The sequence below is a fragment of the bacterium genome (assembly GCA_030655055.1).
Lineage (GTDB): Bacteria > Edwardsbacteria > AC1 > AC1 > EtOH8 > UBA5202.
In genome coordinates this window covers 1-5,288 of the sequence record JAURWH010000129.1, presented here as the reverse complement: position 1 = coordinate 5,288, position 5,288 = coordinate 1, and the positions used below count along the sequence as shown (strand labels likewise).

The 5,288-nt window shown below is 57.2% G+C and carries 6 protein-coding genes; 1 reads left to right on the top strand and 5 read right to left on the bottom strand.

What is annotated here, in order from left to right:
* A partial coding sequence (locus Q7U71_06195; GenBank protein MDO9391346.1) for an MFS transporter occupies positions 1-578 on the top strand: 578 nt, incomplete at its 5' end.
* Positions 579-647: 69 nt separating this feature from the next.
* On the opposite strand, the gene Q7U71_06190 is transcribed toward Q7U71_06195, so the two are convergent.
* From Q7U71_06190 to Q7U71_06170, 5 genes are read right to left on the bottom strand one after another with little or no spacing between them, the layout of a single operon-like run.
* Positions 648-1,697: a WG repeat-containing protein gene (locus Q7U71_06190; protein ID MDO9391345.1), complete on the bottom strand. Its 1,050-nt coding sequence runs from the start codon at positions 1,695-1,697 to the stop codon at positions 648-650.
* Positions 1,698-1,726: 29 nt separating this feature from the next.
* Positions 1,727-2,680 carry a hypothetical protein gene (locus Q7U71_06185; GenBank protein MDO9391344.1) on the bottom strand — a complete coding sequence of 318 codons (954 nt, stop codon included), beginning with the start codon at positions 2,678-2,680 and terminating at the stop codon, positions 1,727-1,729.
* Positions 2,681-2,692: 12 nt separating this feature from the next.
* Positions 2,693-3,481, bottom strand: a complete 789-nt coding sequence (locus Q7U71_06180) for a DUF3108 domain-containing protein (protein MDO9391343.1) — start codon at positions 3,479-3,481, stop codon at positions 2,693-2,695.
* Between the two features lie 18 nt (positions 3,482-3,499).
* A complete protein-coding gene (locus Q7U71_06175; GenBank protein MDO9391342.1) occupies positions 3,500-4,510 on the bottom strand; it encodes a glycosyltransferase family 9 protein in 1,011 nt (336 codons plus the stop codon).
* A gap of 8 nt (positions 4,511-4,518) precedes the next feature.
* Positions 4,519-5,142 carry a glycosyltransferase family 9 protein gene (locus Q7U71_06170; protein MDO9391341.1) on the bottom strand — a complete coding sequence of 208 codons (624 nt, stop codon included), beginning with the start codon at positions 5,140-5,142 and terminating at the stop codon, positions 4,519-4,521.
* Between the last annotated feature and the right edge of the window lie 146 nt (positions 5,143-5,288).

Here is a 5,288-nt window from a genome sequence, read left to right as displayed (position 1 = left end):
CCCTCTATTCCATCGTCGCCGGGATACTCAACCTCTCCACCCAGCCGTTGTGGGGAAAAATAATTGACAAGCTGGGGAACCGCCCGGTGCTGATCTTCAACCTGGTCGGCATCTTCCTGCTGCCGCTGTTCTGGCTGTTCGCCACTCCTTCATTTTATCTGCCCATCTGGGTGGATGCCTTTCTGACCGGATTCTTCTGGCCGGGTTTCACCCTGGCCGGCTTCAACCTGCTGCTGCTGACCGCGCCCGAGCAGAACCGGACCTCCTACCTTTCCATCTATACCGTGGCCACCGGGTTCGCCGTATTCCTGGCATCTCTGGCCGGGGGCTGGCTGGCCAACGCCCTGCATGATTTCAAATTCGTGCTGCTGGGGCATACCCTGATCAACTTCCATCTGCTCTTTGCCTTTTCCTCGCTGGCCAGGATATTTACCCTGCCCCTGGCCTTGAAACTAAGGGAGGAAAGGTCCCACCCGGTGGGCACCCTGCTGAACCTGTTTGGAGACAAGATCAGCCAGAATTTTGCCGGAGGCTGGCAGGCCGGGATAGTGATGGTAAAAAGGATCACCCGGGGTTGATCCCGAAAAGAATAAAAAACCGCTCGGCAGACAGCTGAGCGGTTTTTTTAATTCCATCGCAGGGGCTATCTATTCCACCGGTTCCCAGATGGATTCCCCGGTCTTGTTGATATATCCGTAATCGCCGTCGTTCTTGATCATCCCCAGGCCGTTGGCAAATTTGAATACCTCGTCGAACTGGGTGTCGATGACGATCTTCCCGGTCTTATCGGCATAACCCCACACCTCACCGGCCTTGATCCCGGCCAGGTCATCGGAGAACGGCCGGACCTCCAGAAACTGCGGTTCTATCGCCTGCTGGCCGCCCTTGCTGATGAAGCCCCACTTGTCCTCGATCTTTACCCCGGCCATCTCCTGGCTGAAGTCCTGGGCGTCATCAAACGCAGGGTTGATTACCATTTTCCCGATCTTGTTGATATAGCCGTATTTGCCTCCGGTCTTCACCCGGGCCAGGCCGTCCACGAAAGGACCGCCGTCGTCGAACTGGGGTTTGATGACCATCTTGCCGGTTTTGTTGATATAGCCGCAGGAGAGCTTTTCCACCACATAACCAGCCTGCTTGATCTTGACCGGGGCCAGTCCGTCCGAATAATCACCGGCCCAGTCGAATTTCTGGATCCCGATGAACTTCCCGGTCTTGTCGATGAAACGGAACTTGTCCTGGATGTTCACCCGGGCCAGGCCCTGGCTGAAACGATAGACCCCGCCGATGTCTTCCGGCTTGACCTTTTTGAAACTAACCACTATCTTCCCGGCCTTGTTGATGTAGCAATAGCTTCCGGATCCGTCCTTGCCCACCACCCCCACCGCCGCCAGCCCCTCGCTGAAGGCGTCGGCATAGAGCAGCAGGGGATCTATCACATACTTGCCGGCGGGATCGATGAACCCGTACTTGTCGCCCAGCCGCACCGCCGCCAGCCCCTCGCTGAAGGCCCCGGCCGAATCAAACTGCAGGGCCACCGCCAGTTTTCCGGCATTGTCAATATATCCCCACTTGCCGGCCTGTTTGATCGGGAACAGCAGCACCGGTTTTTCTGGGACAACGGTCTTCAGCTTTTGGGAATGGGCCCAGCCCGGGACCAGTGCCATAAGAACGATCAGGATCAAAGGCCTCAGCATTTCAAGCCTCCTTGGGTTGTATCTTATTTTCATTTTTTATTTTTATCCTGCTGTTTTATCAAGGCCGCCAGCAAAGGCAGCATTATCTCGTGATGCCCGGTAAAACTGTATCCCCGGCCGCCGGACTGGGTCGGGCGGCTGACCACGTTGACATTGGGCCGGTAGTGCTGGATCATGTCAAAGTTGGCGGTGGTGAAATTTTTGACCTGGTGTCCCAGGTTGCGGGCCACGGTCAAAGATTTTAGAAATACTTCCGGCATGATAACAGTGGAGCCGATGTTGATCACCACCCCGCCCGGCAGTTTGGTGACCGACTGGGCCAGGATCCGGAAATCCCTGGCGCTGCAGTCTCCGGCGGCGGCCCCGTCGTAGCTGGGGTGCTGGTTGATGATGTCGGTGCCCACCGCCACATGGACCGTGGCTGGTATTCCGTTCCGGCTGCAGGCCGCCAGCAGGCTGAACTTCTGGTATTTGGCCCTGATCCCGGTCAGGTACTGCCCCAGGGCCTGGCCGTAGCCCATCCGGCAGAGGCTGGCGGCCTTGATGACGCCGTTGATGCCGTCGGCGGTCTCCCGGGCCATGCCGAAACTGCCGTCTTCCAGGCCTGCGGCCACGTCCTCTGAGGTCTTGCCCCAGCAGGCCATCTCATAATCATGGATGGCCCCGGCCCCGTTGGTGGCCAGGTGGGTGATGTAGCCCTGATCCATCAGATCTATCAGCACCGGGGAAAGACCGCATTTTATGGGGTGGGCCCCCATCATCACTATCACCGGCCGCCCCCGGCTCCGGGCTTTACGCACCGCCTGGGCCAGGGAAAGCAGGTCATTGACCTTCAGCGTCCTGGGCAGGGAATCAAAGAACTGCGCCAGCGAAGATCCCGGCTTTACGGTCTTGGCCAGCTGGCCCAGGTCCACCTTGCTCCGGCGGTCCCTGATGGAATAGCTTTTGACCCTGGAGATGTCAATTTCCTTGAAGTTTTTCATGTCTTTAAACCTTTATTTCTTTTCGCTGACCAGGTAGTCCGGGCCGTCTATCCCTTGGTTGTATTCCTTGAGCACCGCGTTGATGGAGCCCACCAGGATCTTGCTTTTCATCAGCACCGGGATCCGGCGGCTGTCGTTGGTCAGCCAGACCAAAAGCCGTCCCTTGTTCTGGAACAGCCCGGGGTAGCGCAGCACCGGCTCCACCACCAGGCATTCCACCTTGCCGAAGATGGTCTTTACTTTTTCCTTCCGGAGGAGCTTGACCTCCAGCGGGTAATTGTTCTTGTCGGTATGGTTGTCGATGTACAGCGACTTTCCCGATTCCAGGGAAAAGGTCCGGGCGTAGTAGAGCGAGGTTAAAATGTCCCGGGCCTGGGGCGTGGTGGCTATCACCTGTCCGTTGTTGTAGGTGACCTTGTTCTGCTCCTGGTCAAAATCCAGCGCCTCCTCGTGGCGGTAGCCGCCCTCCCTCATCTTCTTCTGGTAGCGCAGGGAATAGAGGCGTTCGTAGTCGGTGAAGGCCTCGAACCGGTCGTGCACCTGGTAGAATTTGGAGAAGAAAGGGTTGGACCAGGTCTCGTTGACGATGTGATAGGCGCTGCGCTGGCCCACATAGGTCAGCTCGCTGTCAACCCTCAGGTAGGAATACCCCGCGGTGATGCCGGCATATTCTATGGTATAGGTCATCTTTTCGCCCCGGTTGAACTTCCGGAAAGGTTCGGCGGCGGCCTGTGAGGCCCCGGCCAGACCTGCGGCCAGCCCGGCGATAAGACAGAGAATGATTAGTTTGGCATTTTTCATTGGTGTTGTGAACCGTTGTTAACTGTTGCCGGTTTTGTTGGTCTCGGTTACTTTGGCCAGGACCTCTTCCACCGTGATCTTTTCCATGCAATCGTATTCCGGGCATTTTTGACCGGGACATTTTTGGCAACTACCTGCCGGGGGCCGGATGACCGCGTGCCCCGCCCCGTAGGGACCCCAGCGTTTTATCTCGCAGGTGGGGCAATACAGGCCTATGACCTTGGTGTTAACCGCCACTGCCACATGCAGGGGCCCGGTGTTGTTGGTGACCAGCACTTTGGCCAGTGAGATCAGGGCCGCCAGGTCTTTCAGCGGCAGGTTTTCCGCCCAGCCGACCTCGGCCGTCAAATGTTTCATTAACGATGTTTTAAGGCCAAGTTCCTGGGGCCCCAGGCTGATGACGACCCTGCCGCCTGCGCTTTGGATCCTGTCCGCCAGCTTGGCGAACGATGCCAGGGGCCAGGGCTTGGATGACCCGCTGCAGCCGGGATGGATCAGGATGAAACCCTTTCCGTATTCCTTGGCCAGTTTTTCTTTCAGCTCATCCGGCACCGTCAGAACCGGCGGCAGATAATGCTCTCCGGCCGCTGGCTGGAATCCCAGGCCCTGATGGACCAGATCCAGGTTGTATTCCAGTTCATGTTTTAAGTTTTGCTTCCGGTGCTGTTTTACCCGGCGGTTGAAAAGCAGGCTGTACCCCCGGTAGGCCGTGCCCGCTCTGACCGGGATCCCGGCCAGCCAAAGGGCCGCCGCCAGACGAAGAGTGGGGTGCAGAAGTACTGCAGCGTCAAATCTGTAAGCCCGCAACATTCCCGCCAATTCAAAAAAGCTTTTTCCGGTATCTGTCAAAGCTTCATCAATATCCTGAGCCAACGGGATCAGGGCCGCCGTGTTCTTTGAGACCAGGTAAGTTACCTTGGCTTCCGGGTACCGGCGTTTTAGAACGGTTGCCGCCGGCAGGGCCAGCACCAGGTCCCCCAGCCTGTCGTTTCGGACCACCAGTATGTTCTTAAACCCTTTCGATCCCACAAAGCCCCTTATGATGATTTTTTGCTCTTTGGCCCCTTGGACAGTTTTTCCAAGCCGTGCCTGACCGCCAGCGTTATCGCTTCCAGGTCCAGCTGTTTAATGCAGGAAAGGTGGTCGCAGGACTTCTTCCAGCAGGGGCTGCAGGCGAGTTTGGAGAATATCTTCTCGCCCCGTCCGTAGAGCTCGATCTCGGTGCCGCAGGAAAGCCCGAACCAGGCCACCACCCATTTTTTGAGGGCCACCGCCATGTGCAGGGCCGAGGTGTCCCCGGTGATTATCAGGTCGCAGGCCTCGATGTAGACCATGCCCCGGCGGATGCCCTCATCCGTGGGGCTGTCGATGACGAAGGCCCCGGCCTTTTTCCTGATCTCGGCGTTGCGCCCGGCCTCGGCCTTGCCGCCCAGCAGCATTATTTTGGACTGGGGCCATTTTTTATGGAATTGTTCTATCAGCCGGACATGCTGTTCAATGGTCATCTTTTTGTTGGGAAAAAGATCGGAGCATCCGGTGTTGAAACCGATCACCAGGCTGGTCCCCTTGATCCCGTTCTTCAGCCGGTAGTCTTTGGCCGCCTGTTTTTCCCCGTCCGTCAGGCAAAGAACGTAGTCCTCGTTTTTGTAATTCAGTTTCATGGCCTTAGCCAGGAACTTTATCCCGGTGACCTATTTCTCTTGAACTTCAGCTCGTCGTCTATCCCCAGCCGGTAGCCGTATTCGGCTTCGGGGTTGAAATAGGTGATGGCCCCGTTCTCATCCATGGCGAAACCCAGTTTTTCCTT